An 18,087-nucleotide genomic window follows, 5' to 3' on the forward strand; every position below is an offset into this window, starting at 1 on the left:
TTAACGGTCCATGTTAACGTTTGAAATCATTTTATTAGTATAGCCAGCCTCGCCAAAAATTATGGAAAATGGTATGGTTTAGTTAATTTAAAACATGCCATTAAATATTATGTCGAAGAAAATTGTATTGGGAATTACGGGCGGTATTGCTGCTTATAAATGTGCTGAATTAACAAGGCGTTTAACCGAAAACGGGGCGCAAGTTAAAGTGGTAATGACCGACTCTGCGCAACAGTTTATAACCCCGCTTACCATGCAAGCTGTATCAGGAAACCCAGCTTCGACATCCTTACTTGACCCTGCGGCAGAAGCGGCAATGGGCCATATTGAATTTGCTAAATGGGCTGACCTTATTTTAATTGCCCCAGCCAGCGCTAACACCATAGCTAAAATGGCCCATGGTATGGCCGACGATCTGTTAACCACCTTGGTACTCGCAACACCAGCAAAAGTAGCGATTGCACCGGCAATGAATCAGCAAATGTACGCCCACCCTGCAACCCAGCAAAACTTACAAAAATTAAGTGAATATGGTGTGTCTATTTGGGGACCTGCCAGTGGTGAACAAGCCTGTGGCGATGTGGGTAAAGGCCGCATGTTAGAGCCTAACGAACTGGTTGAGCTGTGTTTAATGCGCGAAGATACCCCACTACTTGCAGGTAAAACCGTGACTATCACTGCGGGTCCAACCCGTGAAGCGCTTGACCCTGTACGTTTTATCTCTAATCACAGCTCAGGAAAGATGGGCTTTTCACTAGCGCGTGCTGCAAAAGCGCTAGGAGCTAATGTAAACCTAATTAGTGGCCCTGTGAATTTAACCACACCGAGTGAAGTAAATCGTTTTGATGTAGAAAGCGCACAGCAAATGCATGATGCAGCCATGGAGTTAGCAGTTAATTCAGATGTATTTATTGGCTGCGCAGCTGTTGCCGATTACAAGGCAACAACGACTGCAAATAATAAAATTAAAAAACAGGGCGATACCATGACCATTGAGCTCAGCAAAAACCCTGACATTATTGCCTCAGTTGCTGCACTCAAAGCAAATCGCCCGTTTACAGTAGGCTTTGCAGCCGAAACCAACGATGTTGCTAACTACGCCAAAGGCAAACTAAAAAATAAAAATCTCGATATGATTTGCGCCAACGATGTGTCTGATTCTAGCATTGGTTTTAATAGTGAAAACAATGCCATGACACTATTTTGGCCGGAGGGTGAACGCCATTTATCACTGCAATCGAAACAACAAATTAGCCATTTAATATTGAAAGAAATCGCGTCAAAACTCGCGGCTAAAAAGTAAAAAAACTGGCATCTAAAATCATAAGTAATTAAGATATGCGCCTCTTGAGGTTGATAATAATGATAAGAAGTAAGGGATAAAAATGCCTGCCACAAAACGTAGTAATCGCAAGGAAGAAATCTTACAAGCACTTGCGCAAATGCTTGAAACCAGTCCAGGACAGCGTATCACCACGGCTAAACTAGCCACTGAGGTAGGTGTTTCAGAAGCGGCGCTTTACCGCCACTTTCCAAGCAAAGCACGTATGTTTGAAGGCTTAATCGAGTTTATTGAAAATGCCCTGCTTTCCAATATCAATCTTATCTTAGAAAAAGAAAAAGACACCCATAGCCGTATTCACAATATTTTATTGTTACTTCTGAGCTTTGCTGAAAAAAACCCAGGCATTACGCGCATTCTTACCGGTGATGCACTGCAAGGTGAACAAGAGCGTTTACGTGAACGTATTCAAGGTTTATTTGAAAAGCTAGAAACGCAACTAAAGCAAGTATTACGCGAACGTAAGCTACGTGAAGGTAAAACGTTTACCCTTGCAGAAGAACAGTTAGCAAATCTACTTTTAGCCTACGTTGAAGGTAAAATGAACCAGTTTGTGCGCTCTGATTTTAAAGCAAAACCAACCGCGCAATTTGACGCACAGTGGTCGCTTTTCACCTTAGCTTGGCACTAACCCCCTCGCGTTGAAGTATATGTTTTACTTCAACGCGCTATTTTGCGACTTATCGCATTCTCTTTCTTCTTTTTGGTTTCTGTTTACACTAGAGCTAATAATTAGCACTAGGTAATCATTAATGAAACTCGCGTTTACACTTTCAAGCTTAGCGTTAGCAACCAGTTTTGCATTAAGCGCCAGCGAACCTCTTCAATTTAAAGACGTATTTGATTTTAAATACGCAAAATCTACCCAACTTTCAGAGCAGGGAAATTTACTCGCATTTAGCGCAAGCCCTTATCGCGGTAACAGCGAAGGACAGGTTTACACGCTAAATAACAAGGCGCTACTTGCAAGCGTTGAGCGAGGTACATCACCGGTTATTAATGAAAATGAGAAATGGGTCGCGTTTACTGTTAAACCAGACTTACTAGCCAGTGAAAGTGCATCAAAAGATAAAAAGAAAAAACTAAAAAATGATTTATCGTTAGTAAATAGCGAAACAGGCAAGGTTATCACCTTTGAGCGTGTTGAAGACTTTGTTATTTCAAATGATGGAAACTGGCTGGCTTACCGCACTGAAGTTAAGAAAAAAGACGAAGCCGAAAGTGATAAAAAAGCAGATAAAACATCAAAAGACAAAGACGATAAAGACGCGAAATTAAAAGCGGATAAAAAAGATAAAGTTTACACCCTTAACATTGTGAACTTAACAAACAATAAAACGCATTCAATTGAAAACGTGCTTACTTACGCCATTGCACCAAGCAGCACGCAACTTGTTGTAAGCCAAGTAAGCAAAGAAGGCGATAAAAACGCCATTAGCCAAATCGCTCTGCCAAATTTTGAAATGAGCAGCTTATTTGCTGAGCCTGGCGTTGCAGCTAACAAACTCGTATGGCACCCAGTTAATGATGTTCTAGCGCTTTCGGTCGGTAATTACGTTAATGATGATAAGCGTCGTCGTGAACATTCACTTTACTTATGGCACAGTGAAAACAACCAATTAAAACAAATCGAAACGCCTATCGAGAATTGGTTTATCGGTAAAACGGCTAAATTAAAATGGTCTGAAACTGGCGAGCGCCTTTATTTTGAGACGCGCCCAATGCTTTCGGAAAAAATCGAAAAGAAAAAGTACAAAGAGCAAAACGATCTTTATGATTACGATGTTATTCGCGACCAAAAAGGGCTAAAAGTATGGCATCACAAAGATGCCGAAATAAAGCCGCGCGAAATTAAGCAATGGAATGAAAAGAATAAAAATCGCCATTACCAAGCGGTATTTCATTTAAACAGCGATAAAGCCGTACAGCTCGAAACTGAGATTGTAAGGGATGTAAGCCTGCATACAGAAAAGCAATTTTTACTTGGCTACAGTAATAAACCGCATCTTCACAAAATTATGTATGACGGTTTCTTTGCAGATTACTACGCAGTAGATACTAAAACAGGTAACAGCGTTAAAATTAGCGAAAATACCCGCGCACGTCCGACGCTTTCACCTAATGGTCAATTTGCTGCTTACTTCGATAAAGGCCAAGTTCAGCTTAAATCACTCAAAGACGCCAAGCTTAATGCGATAACCAAAGGCATTCGTGCAACGTTTGGCGATGACCAACATGATTATCCAAGTGAACAACCTGGCTATGGTTTTGCTGGCTGGAGCAGCGATAGCAGTACCCTTTATGTCTATGACAAATATGATATTTGGGCATTTGATGTAAACACACAACAAGGCGCGCGTTTAACCCATGGTTATAAAAGCGAAACACGTTATCGCGTTAAAAACTTAGATAAAAACAAACTATCTTTTGATTTAAACGATACGTTATTACTTTCAAGCTTTAACCTAGATAACAAACAAACGGGCGTTGCTAAGCTTAATTTAGCTAACAACCAGCTGGAACAGGTTCTAACAGGCGAAGCGCGTTTTGACCTAGTAAAAAAAGCGAAACATGCCGATACGTTAATTTATACGCGTCAAAGCTATCATGAGTTTCCTGATTTTTGGGTAAGCAATACGTCGCTTTCCACCTCAACAAAATTAACTGACCTGAACCCACAAAAAGAGAATTTTGCATGGGCAAGTAAACCTGAACTTGTAAAGTACAAAGGGTTTGACGGTGAAGATTTACAAGGCGTGTTAATTAAACCGGCAGGCTATAAAAAAGGCGATAAAGTGCCAGTAGTAATTTATTTCTACCGTTATATGAGCCAACGCATGTATGACTTCCCGAAAATGGAGTTAAACCACAGACCGAACTTCCCAATGTTTACTTCAAACGGTTACGCTATTTTCTTACCTGATATTCGTTTTGAGATTGGTCACCCAGGTAAATCATCGACTCAGACTATGATCAACGCAGCACAAAAACTGATTGATATGGGTGTGGCAGACAAAGACAAAATTGGTTTACAAGGTCACTCATGGGCCGGTTACCAAAGTGCCTTTATGGTAACGCAAACGGATATGTTTAAAGCGGTTGTATCGGGTGCACCAGTATCAAACATGACCAGTGCATACAGTGGCATTCGTTTAAAATCTGGCCTTGCACGTCAATTCCAATACGAAACAGGACAAAGCCGCATTGGCAAAGACTTGTTTGATGGTTTGGATTTATATATTGAAAACTCACCGGTGTTCTTCGCCGATAAAGTGAATACACCAATTATGATTATGTTTGGTGATAAAGATGGCGCTGTGCCGTGGCAGGAAGGTATTCAATACTATTTAGCGCTTCGCCGTGCAGGTAAAGATGTGATTTTCTTACAATACGAAGGTGAACCACACCACTTGAAGAAGTTTCCGAACCAAGTAGATTTCTCGATTCGTATGATGGAATACTTTGATCACCACCTTAAAGATAAGCCAGCACCAAAATGGATGCAAAATGGCGTGCCATTTGAGAAAGAGTAATCTAATTTAAATACTAAAATGGCGAGCTATTAGCTCGCCATTTTTTGTTTAAGCTGAACTTGAGTTATTTAACCTAAGCTTAAGTTATTCAGTTTAGCTTAAGCTAAAAACCGTATAGTTGTTTTCAGGAAGGGAATTCCGATTGAGTAAAGTAACATTCAAAAGCCAACTCTTACGAGCTGGCTTTTTTTCTGCTCTTACTAAAGTTTGCAGATTTACCACCTCGTGACTTATTGCCACCCACCTTAGGCTTTGTATTTGCTTTATTAAACTGACCAAAACCCGTATGGCGAGACAGTGCAGGCCTACCACCTTTACTGTGACTAGACTTACGTTGCTCATCTCTTGATTCTGCAGGCACTAAACAGTTAGGGCCATTACCAATAAGGTTCGCCTTACCCATTTTCTTTAATGCCTCACGGATCATTGGCCAACCGGCAGGATCGTGATAGCGCAGAATCGCTTTATGCAAGCGACGCTGACGCGCGCCTTTTGGCACACTAACAACTTCCGTGTTGTTCTTAATATTCTTAAGCGAATTCATCTCGGTATGGTAAATGGTAGTGGCATTTGCCATCGGCGACGGGTAAAAGTTTTGTACTTGATCTAATTTGAAATCATGGCGTTTTAGCCATAATGCCATATTGACCATATCCAAATCGGTTGTACCTGGGTGAGCAGAGATAAAATACGGTATTAGATACTGTTTTTTACCCGCTTCTTTTGAGTACTTTTCGAAAAGCTCTTTAAAGCGATCATACGTGCCCATGCCCGGTTTCATCATTTTAGATAAAGGGCCATTTTCAGTATGTTCTGGAGCAATTTTTAAGTAGCCGCCAACATGATGTGTCACTAACTCTTTAACATAGTTAGGATCTTCAATTGCTAAGTCATAACGCACACCTGATGCAATTAATACTTTCTTCACACCTTCAACTTCACGCGCTTTGCGATACAAGTTTACCGTTGGCGTTTGGTCAGTATCCATATGCTTACAAATATCAGGGAAAACACACGATAAACGACGACAAGTGCTTTCTGCTTTTTTACTTTTACAGCGCAATTTGTACATATTGGCTGTTGGGCCGCCAAGATCAGAAATAACACCTGTAAAACCCGGTACTTTGTCACGAATTTGTTCAATTTCATCAATAATTGATTGCTCTGAACGGCTTTGAATAATACGCCCTTCATGCTCTGTAATTGAACAGAATGAACAGCCACCAAAACAGCCTCGCATTATATTGACCGAGGTTTTAATCATATCGTAAGCAGGAATTTTCTCATCACCATAGCTTGGGTGAGGAACACGCTGATATGGTAAACCAAATACATCATCCATCTCTTGTGTTTCGAGTGGAAACGCCGGAGGGTTCACCCAAACCGAACGGTCACCATGGCGCTGAAAAAGCGCTCGAGCACAACCTGGGTTGGTTTCTTGGTGTAAAATGCGTGACGCATGCGCATACAGCGGTTTATTTACACTTACCTGCTCATAAGCTGGCAGCTTTACATACACTTTTTCCCACGGTTTTAAGCGCGGCGGCTGAATAGTAATAGGCTTAGCTTCAGCGCCTAGCTCAATACCCGCTTGTTTAAATTCTGATTTGCTACAACCTACGTCATCTGCACCATAAGGATTTGGAATTGGGTCTATCTTGCCGATTTTGTCAATAGCAGTGGAATCTGAACCGCGCCAGCCAGTTAATGGCTCTTTACGAATAACCGCAGTACCACGAATGTCATGCATTTCATCCATGCTTTTACCCGCAGCAATACCGTGCGCCACTTCAACAAGCGGCCTTTCTGCATTACCGTAAATTAAAATATCCGCTTTGGCGTCAAAAATAACGCTACGACGTACCTTTTCAGACCAATAATCAAAATGGGCAATACGGCGTAAACTTGCTTCAATTCCACCGATAACCACTGGCACATCTTTATAAGCTTCTTTACAACGCTGGCTATATACAATCACCGCGCGATCAGGGCGTTTACCACCAATATTACCGGCCGTATACGCATCATCATGGCGTAAACGCTTTTCTGCGGTATAACGGTTGATCATCGAGTCCATATTACCAGCGGTTACACCGTAAAATAAATTGGGTTTTCCAAGCGACATAAAGGCATCTTTTGATGACCAGTCTGGCTGTGAAATAATACCGACACGAAAGCCCTGTGCTTCAAGCACACGGCCAATTACAGCCATGCCAAAGCTTGGGTGATCAACATAAGCATCACCCGTTACAATAATAATGTCACACGAATCCCAACCAAGGGCATCCATTTCTTCTCTGCTGGTTGGTAAAAAAGGCGATGGACCGTAACACTCGGCCCAATATTTTGGATATGAAAAAAGACTACGCTCTGCTGATAAAGCAGCCATAAAATGCCCCTAGAATAAAATGGCCGCAAATTATAGCTGAGTTTACCGCTAGCCTCTAGTGTTTATTTTTTAGCCAGCAAAAATTGTTTGAGTTCTTCATACGGCATTGGCTTTGCAAACATAAAGCCCTGCGCCTCTTCACAGCCCATTAGGCGCAAACAACTCGCCTGATCTTCATTCTCAATTCCTTCAGCAATGGTGTTTAAACCAAGCTTTTTACCCAGTGATACAATTAACTCAGCAATGGCACCACTGTCTTCAGGAATGTCTTTTACAAAAGCTCTGTCTATTTTAATGCGGTTAAGCGGCAGCTTTTTAAGGTATGACAATGACGAAAAGCCTGTGCCAAAGTCATCAATCGCAATTTCTAAACCATGCTCTTTTAGCTCAGTTAGTGCTTCAACCACAATTTCAGGCTCATCCATCACAATGCTTTCAGTCACTTCTAACTCAATTTTATGAGGATTTATTTGGTGATCTGCTAACGTGTTTTTTACTTTGCTCACAAACTGAGGATCACGAAATTGCGGCACCGAAACATTCACTGCAATACGCATATCAAAACCAAGTTCTAATAGCTGCTTTTGCGTTATACAAGCTTGCTCTAACACCCATTGACCAATTGGTAAAATTAACCCTGATTGCTCCGCTAAGGGCACAAAAATCGCCGGAGAAATAAAACTGCCCTGCTCGTTTGGCCATCTTAATAATGCTTCGCAACCAATTACTTCACGTGTTGCTAAACAAATTTGCGGTTGATACCAGACAGCCAACTTATGCTCACTAAAATCATGACGTAGTTCTTTTAACACCCCAAGCTGCCACGCCATTTTATCTTCCATTTCTGGTAGATAATATTCGTAGTTAAATCTTAAGTGTTTTTTACCTAAATTAAGCGCGATATAACAAGCCTTGAGTGTTTCTTTTCCATCTTTATAGAAGTACTGCTGCTCGCAGACGCCCAAGTGGAAGTTAACTGGCAATAAATGTTCACCGGCATGAAAAGGCAAAGACAATATATGATTGAGCGACTCAGGCGCCACTTTATCGGACTCAACTAATGCTGCAAACACATCCGCACCAATGCGCGCAAAATAACGAATGCCAATTACATCTTCTTGAATTCGCGTTGCTACCGCTTGTAATAGTAAATCGCCGACATCTTGCCCTAAACCATTATTAATTGATGAAAAGTCAGCTATATCAATAAAGTAAAGAGAGAAGTCGTTATTATTATCTGAGTAAAAACGGCCAATTTGATTTATAAAGTCGTTACGATTTGGTAGCTTGGTGAGTTTATCTTTATAAGCAGCGTCGCGCAGCTCACTGAGCATTCTGACATTTTTAAATGCGGATGACACATTCTGCAAAAAGATTTCAATAAGTTTAATCTGCTGCTCATGCACCATTTCTTTGGTTTCAAGATAAATCGCAAACTGCGATTTATCATCTTCAACAAAAAAGCAGCTGTCGTGCTCGTCAACTTGATGAGTTTTACTTGCCAATGTTTGTTGCAATACACCGAGTGCTCGGCTGTTATCTATTTGTTCTATACCTTGCCAAACAGCTCCTTTGTATTCAGCACTGCCACCAAGCACAGCGGAACGCCCGCCCTCAGCACTCACAATCACACCGTCACCCGTGCCATCTAACAACTTAGCTATTTGCTCAATAACTTGTGACGCAAAAGCACTTAAATCTTCTAAACCATTTATCGACTTTGCGGCATCAAGCACTCTCTCTAAACCTGTATTGTGTTCAGATAATTCACACAGCTGCTGGTAGGAGCGAAGCGCTGACACTAATGAGGTTACTAACTTAGCGCGTGTCAGTTCGGTTTTTGTTTTGTAGTCATTAATATCATATTCGCGAATGATATTTTCTTCCGGTGCGTAACCCGGTTGACCTGTACGTAATATAATTCTTAATTGTGAATTATTTAACTCTTCGCGAATACGTTTAACCGTTACTAATCCGGCGTCGTCGGTTTCCATTACCACGTCGAGCAAAACCACTGAAATATTGGGGATTTCAGTTAGCGTTTTGACAGCTTCTTCACCACTGTAAGCGTGATGAAATCTGAGTTGTTTATTCCAAAACGATAAACCTGACAGCGCCAGCTGTGTAACGGAGTGCACTTCAGGCTCGTCATCTACTATCAAAACTTCCCAAAAACCAGAGTACTGCTCGGGGGTTTCGTTATCATCTTCATTCAAGAATAAAAACTGTTCTTCGGCAGGTTGTGTCATGAAACCTCTACGTCGTCACAAGACCTTTGAACTCTTTCTCTGGTCACTATATATTTTTTCTTATTGGTTAAACTTGCTATCCACTAGCCAGTTGTTCTCATTACTAAAGCAACGTTAGCATCAGCCACTTACCTAGTATAGACTATTAATTAGAATGTTTAAAAATACTATGATAACTATAGTGTTTTCTGAAAATACGGAGCCAAATGCGGTACTTAATTCGCACCTTGTTTAGCATAGTTTTGGTAATTGCAATAACCAGCGCTTTATTGCCAAATCGCTATACCATTGAAAAAACCATAACAAGTCACTGTCAGCAACCGCAATTTCAAAGCTGGGTGTTGGATTTAGCTAAGTGGCACTTGTGGACACCGTGGGCAACGTACGAAAAAACATGGCAAGAGTTAGAGCTTGCTAACAGTAATAAGATTGGCGCCTATTTAAAGTGGCAAAGCGGCGAGCGCATTGGTGAAATGACGGTAACAGCGATTAGTAATAACAGCATTTCTTACACCAGTATTATTGACCACCATACTAATATTGGTCACTTTGTTGCCAAGCCATTTGCCAATAAATTACAAATAAGCTGGGCTATTGAAGGTGGCATTAATACCCCGCTAGTGGGTAGTTTATTAACTCAATACCACAGATATAAAATGCAGGACGCGATTGATTTAGGGTTACGAAATTTAAACTCGCTTTGCAAAAGTCAAAAGATGGAACAACAAGATGCCAATTAAACCGATTACGGCACAACAACACCTTGCAAAGATAATTAAAAGCAAAGTGGGTGTAGAACACAATAAAGTAAACGCAGAGCAAGCATCAAAACACCTTGAACAAGACAGTGTTTCTAAGACCCTTAATCCACTACCAAATTACAATAGCACCGAAAGCACACTGCAACGCGCACAAAAACGCCGTAAGCTTGCACTCGTTCGAAAACAGACAAATATTGAATCGATTCTTGGATTAGCACAACACTACTGCCCGCCTGTAACCTCACAAGGTGAGCCGGACCCTGATTGGATTGAGCGCTTTTTAGAACTGGCCGAAGATACTAGTAATAGCAATATTCAAAAGCTATGGGCGAAAGTACTTGCTGGTGAAGTGATTAATCCGGGATCATTTTCGTATAAGAGTTTGATCACGCTTAAACACATCACGCCAAAAGAAGCTGACGTATTACAATTGGCAACAGGGTGTGCGGGTAAATCGGCAAGCGATGGGTTTCACCAAATAATTACCGGCAGCTATCTTGCGCCAAGTTTGCTTAACTTTTTAAATCCGCATAAAAAAAACTACGTGAACTTAAGTAGCGCCGGACTCAACTATCCCGATATTTTAACACTTATCGACATTGAGTTAATTTATCAGCAAGAGATTGAATCTAAAGCATTTGAACGAGGCGAAAGCCAAACATTAAGCTTTGCCAACGGTACTTTAACCCTAACAGCTAAACGTCAAGGCTGTATTTTAACTTACTATAAGTTTACCCAAACAGGGTTTTCGCTAGCGCGATTAACCAGCAATAAACTCAGTAATCAATATTTAGAGTGCCTGAAAAAAGCATTAGATAAGAGCTTTGATGTGAGTTTTGCCAACAGTTAACGCTGGCAAAACTATAGTATGAACTTGGTAAACCCAGATATTTACTAGCGTAAACCAAATTCAGATACGGGTATTCTATTAGAAGTGGATTTGTAAGCCCGCAAATACACCATCAACGTCGATATCTGTGTAAATATCATCAACGTCATCTAGTTCAAGTAACATTGCACGGTAACCTGCTTTAATAGCAACATCCACCGCCATATTATCGATAAACTCCCACGCAACACCTACTTGATAATCTTGAATTTTGCTATCACCAATTGCTAATAGCTGGCCTTCAGCAAATGCGCTTAATCCCGTAAACGGTAAACCAAACTGCACAGCACCATAAGCCATAGGAATAAAACCATTAAAATCAACCGACTCTTCACCAAAGTTTGACCCTTGTTGATCGCCTTTAACCGCTACATAGCCATCAAACTGTTTAGCAGATAAGCCTAAATCAATCGACACCAAGTCGTTATCGAAGATTTCGTAATAAAGTACGTAATCAACATGGCTTAAATCACTGTCGCCTGTAACTGTTGAGTTAACTTTAAATACTTTGTCACCAAAGCCAAACGAAGTGTTTAAATTGGCATCGGCTGCTAATTCTAATTGGGTGTATTTTAATTTTACATTTGGTACTAGCGGGATTGGGTGCTCAAGCGCAGCATAGTAACTGCCGTATTCTTTATCTTCAAAATTGAAGCTTTGCATATCGCTCGACGTACCTAGCGCACCATCGGTTTGTGCAGCCCAATAATCACCACCAACATACAGGCCTAACAAAGTGTCTGCTTTAGCCTGTGGTACCATTGCGGCAGCAATTAGTGCTGCACCAAACATCATTTTTTTCATTAAGTTATCCCTGAGAGAGTAATTCTGATAATTCAATAATCGCGGCATTCGCGCGCGATAAATAATTTGCCATTACTAATGAGTGATTTGCGACAAAACCAAAGCCACTGCCGTTTAACACCATTGGGCTCCAAACTGTTTCTTGTGTTGCTTCCAATTCGCGCATAATTTGTTTAACGCTAACACGTGCATTTTTCTTTTCTAACACATCGGCAAAGTCGGTTTCAATGGCCGCAAAAAAATGTAACAGCGCCCAACTCGCACCGCGTGCTTCATATAATACATTATCGATTTCTAACCAAGGCGTTTTAACCAATTGGTGTGATGGCGCATAACTTGCGCGACGCGCAGCTGTATCACCGGCAAGATCAGTGTTAATTTTATCTTGCCCTACGCTACTGCTTAAACGCATGCTTAAACTACCTAAACGCTTTTCCACCTCTTTTAGGTAGGCACGTAAATTGTCAGCTCGTGCATAAAATTGCGCGCTAGAATCTACCGGATTTGCGATATCTTTACGGTAACGAATTAATGCGTCTATACCCTTTTGATACTCATCTTCCGCACTTGGTAAAATCCATGCGGTTGAATTGATATTAAACTGCGGCTGTGCAGCTTTAAGCTCAGGGTGTTCCGTTGATTGAGACTGAGAGCGACTAAAATCTTTACGCATTGCCAACGTGATATCACGGGTCATTTCCAACACACCAAATTCCCATGACGGCATGTTATCCATCATTACTGAAGGTGGCATTACATCATTAGTTAAATAGCCACCTGGCTTATCTAACAATGTGCTGGCAACTTCAATTACGGCAGTTGTAGTAACGTAACCAGTAACCACTTGCTGCTGTTCTTGTTTAGCCGCATTTTCAGCGCGCTCTTGCACGTTAAATATATCGGGTTCAATACTCCAATAAACCGCGATTAGATAAAAAAATAAGAAAACAAATGCAACCGCAGCTGCAATTTTACCTTTATGTTGCATATCCCCTCCTAGTGATGGTGGTGATGCTGATGCGCATTCTCAACGCTTTCATTAATGCCTACAACCGTCGCTTTACCGTTTACCGTTAAACCAGATGCAAAATTAAATGTAGCACTTAGCGATTCACCTTTAATTAATTTAGATTTAGGTGAAAACAGCATAAGGTGCAAACCACCTGATTGAAACATCGCTGTAGAATGTGCGTCGATTGGCAATTTTTCTAGTTTAACCATACTCATCATGCCATTTTTCTGCACATGATTATGGATCTCAACACGACCCAATTTTTCAATGCTGACTGAAGTAAGCACTTGATCTTGGTTCGTGTGATTAGCAAGCTGAAAATACCCAACGCTTGATGGCGCTCCGGGAATAAACTCGCGAACAGTAAAGTCAGATACTGTAATTTGATTGGCTGCAAGTGAAAAAGAAAAAACTGAAATAATAATTAATAGATAGCGCTTAAACATCAAAATCCCTCCATGCTTTGATTCAGTATACTACAGAGGAAGATGCAAAAAGTACCTGAAAATTATTAATTATTGTAAATTTTAGGGGGAGCGGTTAGGTCCAGCCCCCCTGAGTAAAAAATTAATAATAGCGTGCTGGCAGTACTGTTGCTGCAACAAAATAAGCGAGCAAAGTTGCGACAGGAAAAACCAACAACGCTGCCACTGCAGCTAATCTTACACTCCAGATTGGTAAACTATTACCAAGAGCAAGACCTGCGCACACGCCCGACACTTTTTTGTTTAGTCTGTCTTTGTAAAAACTGCCGTTATGTATATGAGATTTCATAACCCCTCCTACGCTGCTTTTTTAGCAACTTGCGCTTTCAATGCTGCTAGCTCTTCATCTAGTGCATCGTCTTTTTCTAACTCGTCAAACTGCGTTTTAAGGTTCGAACTCTGAGTTACTTCGTAAGACTCAATTTGTGCTTCAATGCGGTCCACTTTGTATTCGATTTCGTTAAAACGCTCTAGCGCCCGGTCAATTTGCTCACTATGAAGCTGTGATTTAGCTTTCACTCTAACTTCTGCTGACTGCGAACGAATTTGGTACTCTTTTAGTTTACCCTTTGCTTGCGTTAGCTTTTGATGCAATGAATTACTATCTTGCGCAACTTTACTTAGCACTTCATCAATACGATCAATTTCTGGTTGAATCCCATCGATTTCTTTATTTGCTTTTTGCTTTTCAGCAAGTGCTGCTTTCGCAAGATCTTCACGCTCTTTTTGCAATGCTTTTTCAGCTTGAGCATGCCAATAGTCTGCTGATGATTGCTGTTTGGTTAACTTGCGCTGCAGTGTTTTCTTTTCAGCTATCAAGCTTGCCGATGTAGTACGTAACTCTACTAGCGCTTCTTCCATTTCTTGTACCATTAGGCGCACTAGTTTTTCTGGATCTTCTGCACGGTCTAAGGCTGCTGATACATTTGCTTGGATAATGTCGGTTAATCGAGTAAAAATGCCCATAACTCTCTCCTGTTGATGACTGATATTTTTCTCTTACAGTTATCCATTCCAATCATTGTGCCAAAACAAACAAAAGCAGTAAATACAAACACTTAAAATCAACCTAAGTTTATGGGACGTTTTGAAGTAGTTAAATTAACCACAATATTGGTTAATTTAACTAATAATTAAAATTTTATTTAACCAGAGCGTGTTGACCTTTGTGGTCTAAATTCTGTTCAAATCCAAAGATTTTTGATCGCGGCGTTGCTTTGTAGGCTTAGCGGGCTAAGTCAAGAAGCAACAACAAAGAGCAAAAAGCTTTGGGTTGAACCTGTTGGGCAGCGCTTGTTTGGCTTTTATACTGCGTTATCGTTCATTTATGTAGAGTGCTACACTGCAGTCACTCTGCCTTATCTAAGGGGCAAACAAACTGCTGCAGAAATAGGCAACAAAGAGCAACACGTTCTAACATTCTACGAAGATTTAAGCGCGTTATTTTAAAGCTAGCGCTAAGTAGAGGATTAAATCAAAAAGATTACAAGGCACTGTTTTACGATAACAATCAATTAAAAATTACGACCGCAACTAAGTAAATAACGCACTATTGATAACGCTATTGAATGCATCAACAACGGGATTAATTGCAAACAAGCTTCTATAGAGAAGGTATATGTAATGGCTAAAACGTCAGGTGTAATTCCAAACGTATTAGAGCTGCCCCAAAAGGGGAGAAATTCGCAGATTAAGGATTAAAAAAGATTACGAGCTTAAATATGAAATAAAGCCGCAGGTTAATTATTTAAAAAGAGTTTGACCACGTTGCCCAATAAATCCGTGCCACACACCCACTGTCACTAATAAACTAACAACTGGTAATAAAAACAGGCTAAATAAATCAAGTAAGTCCAACATTTTAAGCTCCTTTTTCGCACTTCAATTGCAATAAGTTAGCCACACTCGGTACTTGCTCACACACCTGCTCAAGCTGCGCTTGTTGCTCTGCTTGCGTTGCAAGTACAGATTGCAGAAGTAAACTGATCAGTAACAACGCTGTAGTAACTATTTTTGCTAACATAACGTTCGGTTAAATATTAAGAATCGTACGTAATACATAACAAAGAGCATGCCAAAAACATAATCATTTGATTTAAAAGAAAATAATAAAAAACACCAGTCTAACAAATAAAAAAAAAGCCAAACACTGGTTAATTTAACCAATATTTAGCTTTTAATTTTCCCAAATACGGAATTGGGGTTTCCCTATTTCGGGATATTACTCAGGAACAAACGCCAGCGCTTCTTCCAGTAATGAAATTTGGGCATCTTTTTTATGACCATTTTCAGAAAGATGACGACGGTATGAACGTGCTCCTGGCTGGCCTTGGAAAATACCCAGCATATGCCTTACAACATGCCAAAAATTTGCACCTTGTGTCATTTCTGATTCTATATAATCAAACATATTGCGCACCACTTGGTGGCGAGTCAACATTGTACTTTGCTCATCACCATAAATTAGCTTATCAACTTCAGCCAGCATATATGGATTGGCATATGCTTCACGTCCAACCATTACACCATCAATATGCTGTAAGTGTGTTAAACATTCATCAATGGTTTTTACGCCACCGTTTAGTGAAATATGACAATCACTAAAATCACGCTTAAGTTGATAAACACGCTCATAATCGAGCGGCGGGATTTCACGGTTTTCTTTCGGGCTTAAACCTTGTAACCACGCTTTACGTGCATGGATGATAAAATCACGACAACCCACATTATAATTAGCATCAATTAATGCCGTTAAGAACTCGTATGAGTCTTGCTCGTCGATTCCGATACGCGTTTTAACGGTAACAGGTACGTCTGTTTCAGCTTTCATCGCCGAAATACATTCAGCCACCAACTGAGGTTCAGCCATCAAACAGGCACCAAAGCGACCATTTTGCACACGATCAGATGGGCACCCGACGTTTAAATTAATCTCTTGATAACCAAACTGGTCTGCACGTTTTGCGCATTCTGCTAATGCTTTTGGATCGGAACCACCCAATTGTAATGCCACTGGTTGCTCATGTTGGCCAAAATGTAAATAGTCACCTTTGCCAAAAATAATTGCACCAGTTGTAATCATTTCAGTGTACAACACTGAATGCTTTGTTAATTGTCGATGGAAAGTACGACAATGCCTATCTGTCCAATCGAGCATTGGGGCTACAGAAAAACGTCTATTCACGCTACACCTCAGTAAATATGGGGTCGCGATTCTACTCGATTTTTCGCCTTTGCTCAATTTATATTCATAAAAGACGGATTTGCATAAAGACTTAACTACAAATAGTTAAATTGATTGTGGTAAGATGACTTTGATATCGAGGAACAATTTTATGACAGTTGAAGCATTAACAGAAAAAGCAAAAGTCGTTTGCAACGACAAAGGGGTTCGCTTTACGACAATTCGCGAGAAAGTTTTTCGCTTATTGGCTGGCACTCAATCAGGTGTTGGCGCTTATGATTTGCTAGAGCAATTAAAGCAAACTGAGCCTAATGCAAAACCAGCTACAATCTATAGAGCGCTCGATTTCTTAGCCGAAATGGGCTTTATTCACAAAATTGAAAGCACTAATGCATTTATGCTGTGCCATCATTTTGAACATACTCATCCAGTTCAGTTACTCATTTGCGAAAAATGCGGCCATGTTGAAGAGCTTCATTCTCACGCAATTGCGCACGAGCTGAACAATCAAGCGACAGATTTGGGTTTTAAAGTTGTAACTCAAACGATTGAAGCGCGTGGTATTTGCGCTAAGTGTCAATAAATATCAGAATTAGTTTGCAAAAATCGCAACTTCATTCTTGAATTATAGATGTTATACGCCTAAAAACGGAACCGGACTAAAACATGAATGTAGAATTCATAAACCCATTTATTTCTTCTTTACTCAATGTGTTATCAACAATGGCACAAACAGATCTGACGCCGGGCAAGCCCAAAATAAAGAAAACAGAAGTGGCTGTTGGCGATGTATCAGGCTTAATCGGCATGGTGGGCCCACAAACAAAAGGCTCTTTGTCTATTACCTTTGATGGCGAACTCGCCATGACTATTATGGAGCGTATGCTCGGTGAACGCCCTGAAAAAATAAATGAAGAAGTCACCGACATGGTTGGTGAAATTACCAATATGGTTGCCGGTGGTGCTAAAAACTTACTAGGCGACAAGGGCTACGAATTTGATATGGCAACGCCCGTTGTTGTATCAGGTAAAGACCACACTATTACGCATAAATGTGAAGGTCCTAAACTTATTATGCCGTTTTCTTCGGATTTCGGTGCAGCACATATTGAGGTTTGTTTCGACAAACTATAATCATGAGTTGGCAACAAAAAAGCTTTCAATTAAAACCTCGTGCGCGAGGTTTTCATTTAATAGACGCTGAAATTACGCGTCACCTTGCTGAACTGCGCAATTATCGCATTGGCATACTGCACCTATTTATACAGCATACATCTGCTAGTTTAACGATTAACGAAAACGCCGATCCAACCGTGCGTATTGATATGGAAACTCATTTCAATAAATTTGTACCGCAAGGTCAAAGTTATTATCAACATGATTACGAAGGTGATGATGTACACTATAGTTAATTAACTTTAGCGAATATTAGAAGTTCA

At 40.5% G+C, this 18,087-nt stretch carries 16 protein-coding genes and 1 pseudogene; 8 read left to right on the forward strand and 9 right to left on the reverse strand.

The features are described from left to right. The first annotated feature begins 109 nt into the window (after window positions 1-109). The 3 genes from coaBC (at window position 110) to ACXAFE_RS11420 (ending at window position 4,875) form a co-directional block, all read left to right on the forward strand. A complete protein-coding gene (coaBC, locus tag ACXAFE_RS11410; RefSeq protein ID WP_475152550.1) occupies window positions 110-1,303 on the forward strand; it encodes a bifunctional phosphopantothenoylcysteine decarboxylase/phosphopantothenate--cysteine ligase CoaBC in 1,194 nt (397 codons plus the stop codon). An 82-nt stretch (window positions 1,304-1,385) separates the two neighbouring features. Next, the gene (slmA, locus tag ACXAFE_RS11415; protein ID WP_010561927.1) at window positions 1,386-1,973 is read left to right on the forward strand and encodes a nucleoid occlusion factor SlmA; all 588 of its coding nucleotides are present in this window, start codon (window positions 1,386-1,388) and stop codon (window positions 1,971-1,973) included. A 121-nt stretch (window positions 1,974-2,094) separates the two neighbouring features. After that, window positions 2,095-4,875 (forward strand): S9 family peptidase, encoded by a 2,781-nt coding sequence (locus ACXAFE_RS11420; protein WP_475152554.1) that lies wholly within the window; start codon window positions 2,095-2,097, stop codon window positions 4,873-4,875. Between the two features lie 172 nt (window positions 4,876-5,047). Here ACXAFE_RS11420 and ACXAFE_RS11425 read toward each other — a convergent pair whose 3' ends face one another. Both ACXAFE_RS11425 and ACXAFE_RS11430 read right to left on the reverse strand, forming a co-directional pair. Further along, window positions 5,048-7,264 carry a YgiQ family radical SAM protein gene (locus ACXAFE_RS11425; protein WP_475152556.1) on the reverse strand — a complete coding sequence of 739 codons (2,217 nt, stop codon included), beginning with the start codon at window positions 7,262-7,264 and terminating at the stop codon, window positions 5,048-5,050. 62 nt (window positions 7,265-7,326) lie between these two features. Further along, window positions 7,327-9,513: a bifunctional diguanylate cyclase/phosphodiesterase gene (locus ACXAFE_RS11430; RefSeq protein ID WP_475152558.1), complete on the reverse strand. Its 2,187-nt coding sequence runs from the start codon at window positions 9,511-9,513 to the stop codon at window positions 7,327-7,329. A 206-nt stretch (window positions 9,514-9,719) separates the two neighbouring features. Here ACXAFE_RS11430 and ACXAFE_RS11435 point away from each other — a divergent pair, with 206 nt between their 5' ends. Next, window positions 9,720-10,253, forward strand: coding sequence for an SRPBCC family protein (locus tag ACXAFE_RS11435; RefSeq protein ID WP_475152561.1), 534 nt, complete (start codon window positions 9,720-9,722; stop codon window positions 10,251-10,253). Next, window positions 10,243-11,124, forward strand: coding sequence for a TIGR03899 family protein (locus ACXAFE_RS11440; RefSeq protein WP_475152565.1), 882 nt, complete (start codon window positions 10,243-10,245; stop codon window positions 11,122-11,124). Before ACXAFE_RS11435 ends, ACXAFE_RS11440 begins: the two co-directional genes overlap by 11 nt. Before the next feature lie 78 nt (window positions 11,125-11,202). On the opposite strand, the gene ACXAFE_RS11445 is transcribed toward ACXAFE_RS11440, so the two are convergent. The 7 genes from ACXAFE_RS11445 to dusA all read right to left on the reverse strand — a co-directional run bounded on the left by ACXAFE_RS11445 (window position 11,203) and on the right by dusA (window position 16,648). Next, the gene (locus ACXAFE_RS11445; RefSeq protein WP_054979544.1) at window positions 11,203-11,967 is read right to left on the reverse strand and encodes a TIGR04219 family outer membrane beta-barrel protein; all 765 of its coding nucleotides are present in this window, start codon (window positions 11,965-11,967) and stop codon (window positions 11,203-11,205) included. 4 nt (window positions 11,968-11,971) lie between these two features. Continuing rightward, the gene (locus tag ACXAFE_RS11450; RefSeq protein ID WP_100914034.1) at window positions 11,972-12,955 is read right to left on the reverse strand and encodes a DUF2333 family protein; all 984 of its coding nucleotides are present in this window, start codon (window positions 12,953-12,955) and stop codon (window positions 11,972-11,974) included. An 8-nt stretch (window positions 12,956-12,963) separates the two neighbouring features. Then, on the reverse strand, window positions 12,964-13,425 hold the full coding sequence (locus ACXAFE_RS11455; RefSeq protein WP_475152569.1) for a copper chaperone PCu(A)C: 462 nt from the start codon (window positions 13,423-13,425) through the stop codon (window positions 12,964-12,966). A 121-nt stretch (window positions 13,426-13,546) separates the two neighbouring features. Next, window positions 13,547-13,753, reverse strand: a complete 207-nt coding sequence (locus ACXAFE_RS11460; protein ID WP_010561936.1) for a PspC domain-containing protein — start codon at window positions 13,751-13,753, stop codon at window positions 13,547-13,549. 8 nt (window positions 13,754-13,761) lie between these two features. Beyond that, a complete protein-coding gene (gene pspA / locus ACXAFE_RS11465) occupies window positions 13,762-14,430 on the reverse strand; it encodes a phage shock protein PspA (RefSeq protein ID WP_475152577.1) in 669 nt (222 codons plus the stop codon). Between the two features lie 895 nt (window positions 14,431-15,325). Next, window positions 15,326-15,487: a hypothetical protein gene (locus ACXAFE_RS11470; protein WP_157813504.1), complete on the reverse strand. Its 162-nt coding sequence runs from the start codon at window positions 15,485-15,487 to the stop codon at window positions 15,326-15,328. Between the two features lie 198 nt (window positions 15,488-15,685). Next, window positions 15,686-16,648 (reverse strand): tRNA dihydrouridine(20/20a) synthase DusA, encoded by a 963-nt coding sequence (gene dusA / locus ACXAFE_RS11475; protein WP_475152585.1) that lies wholly within the window; start codon window positions 16,646-16,648, stop codon window positions 15,686-15,688. Window positions 16,649-16,799: 151 nt separating this feature from the next. Here dusA and ACXAFE_RS11480 point away from each other — a divergent pair, with 151 nt between their 5' ends. The 3 genes and pseudogenes from ACXAFE_RS11480 to ACXAFE_RS11490 all read left to right on the forward strand — a co-directional run. After that, window positions 16,800-17,231: a transcriptional repressor gene (locus ACXAFE_RS11480; RefSeq protein WP_010561939.1), complete on the forward strand. Its 432-nt coding sequence runs from the start codon at window positions 16,800-16,802 to the stop codon at window positions 17,229-17,231. 83 nt (window positions 17,232-17,314) lie between these two features. After that, entirely contained in the window at window positions 17,315-17,782 is a 468-nt protein-coding gene (locus ACXAFE_RS11485) for a chemotaxis protein CheX (protein ID WP_475152591.1), read from the forward strand. A 2-nt stretch (window positions 17,783-17,784) separates the two neighbouring features. Continuing rightward, window positions 17,785-18,045: pseudogene (locus ACXAFE_RS11490) on the forward strand (secondary thiamine-phosphate synthase enzyme YjbQ); the annotation flags it as partial. Window positions 18,046-18,087: the final 42 nt, after the last annotated feature.

The sequence above is a fragment of the Pseudoalteromonas sp. ABV4_021 genome (genome assembly GCF_056159365.1).

Excerpts from the sequence above, each read along its gene's own strand:
- coaBC (WP_475152550.1), top strand. The coding sequence starts at position 110 with ATGTCGAAGAAAATTGTATTGGGAATTACGGGCGGTATTGCTGCTTAT.
- slmA (WP_010561927.1), top strand. The coding sequence starts at position 1,386 with ATGCCTGCCACAAAACGTAGTAATCGCAAGGAAGAAATCTTACAAGCA.
- ACXAFE_RS11420 (WP_475152554.1), top strand. The coding sequence starts at position 2,095 with ATGAAACTCGCGTTTACACTTTCAAGCTTAGCGTTAGCAACCAGTTTT.
- ACXAFE_RS11425 (WP_475152556.1), bottom strand. The coding sequence starts at position 7,264 with ATGGCTGCTTTATCAGCAGAGCGTAGTCTTTTTTCATATCCAAAATAT.
- ACXAFE_RS11430 (WP_475152558.1), bottom strand. The coding sequence starts at position 9,513 with ATGACACAACCTGCCGAAGAACAGTTTTTATTCTTGAATGAAGATGAT.
- ACXAFE_RS11435 (WP_475152561.1), top strand. The coding sequence starts at position 9,720 with ATGCGGTACTTAATTCGCACCTTGTTTAGCATAGTTTTGGTAATTGCA.
- ACXAFE_RS11440 (WP_475152565.1), top strand. The coding sequence starts at position 10,243 with ATGCCAATTAAACCGATTACGGCACAACAACACCTTGCAAAGATAATT.
- ACXAFE_RS11445 (WP_054979544.1), bottom strand. The coding sequence starts at position 11,967 with ATGAAAAAAATGATGTTTGGTGCAGCACTAATTGCTGCCGCAATGGTA.
- ACXAFE_RS11450 (WP_100914034.1), bottom strand. The coding sequence starts at position 12,955 with ATGCAACATAAAGGTAAAATTGCAGCTGCGGTTGCATTTGTTTTCTTA.
- ACXAFE_RS11455 (WP_475152569.1), bottom strand. The coding sequence starts at position 13,425 with ATGTTTAAGCGCTATCTATTAATTATTATTTCAGTTTTTTCTTTTTCA.
- ACXAFE_RS11460 (WP_010561936.1), bottom strand. The coding sequence starts at position 13,753 with ATGAAATCTCATATACATAACGGCAGTTTTTACAAAGACAGACTAAAC.
- pspA (WP_475152577.1), bottom strand. The coding sequence starts at position 14,430 with ATGGGCATTTTTACTCGATTAACCGACATTATCCAAGCAAATGTATCA.
- ACXAFE_RS11470 (WP_157813504.1), bottom strand. The coding sequence starts at position 15,487 with ATGTTAGCAAAAATAGTTACTACAGCGTTGTTACTGATCAGTTTACTT.
- ACXAFE_RS11480 (WP_010561939.1), top strand. The coding sequence starts at position 16,800 with ATGACAGTTGAAGCATTAACAGAAAAAGCAAAAGTCGTTTGCAACGAC.
- ACXAFE_RS11485 (WP_475152591.1), top strand. The coding sequence starts at position 17,315 with ATGAATGTAGAATTCATAAACCCATTTATTTCTTCTTTACTCAATGTG.